The following is a 1,958-nucleotide window of genomic DNA, read 5'->3' on the forward strand; positions in this document are numbered from 1 at the left end:
ACAGGAGTCTGGACTTGACTGAGTTTATGGAAGAAGTTTTAATTGATGATAATATGGTTTTTGATATTGATAATTTAAAAGGATTTCTTAATGATACCAGTTCATTTGGGTTTATAGCTAAAGAAAATAATAAAATTATAGGATTTGCATATTGCTATACACTTTTAAGACCTGATGGAAAAACAATGTTTTATTTACACTCAATAGGAATGTTACCTAACTATCAAGACAAAGGTTATGGTTCAAAATTATTATCTTTTATTAAGGAATATTCTAAAGAGATTGGTTGTTCTGAAATGTTTTTAATAACTGATAAAGGTAATCCTAGAGCTTGCCATGTATATGAAAAATTAGGTGGTAAAAATGATTATAAAGATGAAATAGTATATGTATATGATTATGAAAAAGGTGATAAATAAATGAATATAGTTGAAAATGAAATATGTATAAGAACTTTAATAGATGATGATTTTCCTTTGATGTTAAAATGGTTAACTGATGAAAGAGTATTAGAATTTTATGGTGGTAGAGATAAAAAATATACATTAGAATCATTAAAAAAACATTATACAGAGCCTTGGGAAGATGAAGTTTTTAGAGTAATTATTGAATATAACAATGTTCCTATTGGATATGGACAAATATATAAAATGTATGATGAGTTATATACTGATTATCATTATCCAAAAACTGATGAGATAGTCTATGGTATGGATCAATTTATAGGAGAGCCAAATTATTGGAGTAAAGGAATTGGTACAAGATATATTAAATTGATTTTTGAATTTTTGAAAAAAGAAAGAAATGCTAATGCAGTTATTTTAGACCCTCATAAAAATAATCCAAGAGCAATAAGGGCATACCAAAAATCTGGTTTTAGAATTATTGAAGATTTGCCAGAACATGAATTACACGAGGGCAAAAAAGAAGATTGTTATTTAATGGAATATAGATATGATGATAATGCCACAAATGTTAAGGCAATGAAATATTTAATTGAGCATTACTTTGATAATTTCAAAGTAGATAGTATTGAAATAATCGGTAGTGGTTATGATAGTGTGGCATATTTAGTTAATAATGAATACATTTTTAAAACAAAATTTAGTACTAATAAGAAAAAAGGTTATGCAAAAGAAAAAGCAATATATAATTTTTTAAATACAAATTTAGAAACTAATGTAAAAATTCCTAATATTGAATATTCGTATATTAGTGATGAATTATCTATACTAGGTTATAAAGAAATTAAAGGAACTTTTTTAACACCAGAAATTTATTCTACTATGTCAGAAGAAGAACAAAATTTGTTAAAACGAGATATTGCCAGTTTTTTAAGACAAATGCACGGTTTAGATTATACAGATATTAGTGAATGTACTATTGATAATAAACAAAATGTATTAGAAGAGTATATATTGTTGCGTGAAACTATTTATAATGATTTAACTGATATAGAAAAAGATTATATAGAAAGTTTTATGGAAAGACTAAATGCAACAACAGTTTTTGAGGGTAAAAAGTGTTTATGCCATAATGATTTTAGTTGTAATCATCTATTGTTAGATGGCAATAATAGATTAACTGGAATAATTGATTTTGGAGATTCTGGAATTATAGATGAATATTGTGATTTTATATACTTACTTGAAGATAGTGAAGAAGAAATAGGAACAAATTTTGGAGAAGATATATTAAGAATGTATGGAAATATAGATATTGAGAAAGCAAAAGAATATCAAGATATAGTTGAAGAATATTATCCTATTGAAACTATTGTTTATGGAATTAAAAATATTAAACAGGAATTTATCGAAAATGGTAGAAAAGAAATTTATAAAAGGACTTATAAAGATTGATTATATAATATATGAAAAGCTATTATAAAAGACATTAGTATTAAATAGTTTAAAAAAATGAAAAATAATAAAGGAAGTGAGTCAAGTCCAGACTCCTGT

2 protein-coding genes are annotated in these 1,958 nt (G+C 24.8%); both read left to right on the forward strand.

Annotated features, from left to right (window positions below):
* Window positions 1-14: 14 nt before the first annotated feature.
* On the forward strand, window positions 15-419 hold the full coding sequence (locus KA926_RS13600) for a GNAT family N-acetyltransferase (protein WP_000134308.1): 405 nt from the start codon (window positions 15-17) through the stop codon (window positions 417-419).
* Entirely contained in the window at window positions 420-1,859 is a 1,440-nt protein-coding gene (locus tag KA926_RS13605; RefSeq protein ID WP_001028144.1) for a bifunctional aminoglycoside N-acetyltransferase AAC(6')-Ie/aminoglycoside O-phosphotransferase APH(2'')-Ia, read from the forward strand.
* Window positions 1,860-1,958: the final 99 nt, after the last annotated feature.

The sequence above is a fragment of the Staphylococcus sp. GDY8P94P genome (assembly GCF_017892255.1).
GTDB lineage: Bacteria > Bacillota > Bacilli > Staphylococcales > Staphylococcaceae > Staphylococcus > Staphylococcus cohnii.

Bases quoted from the DNA above. Each gene is read 5' to 3' on its own strand.
- KA926_RS13605 (WP_001028144.1), top strand. From the start codon at position 420: ATGAATATAGTTGAAAATGAAATATGTATAAGAACTTTAATAGATGAT.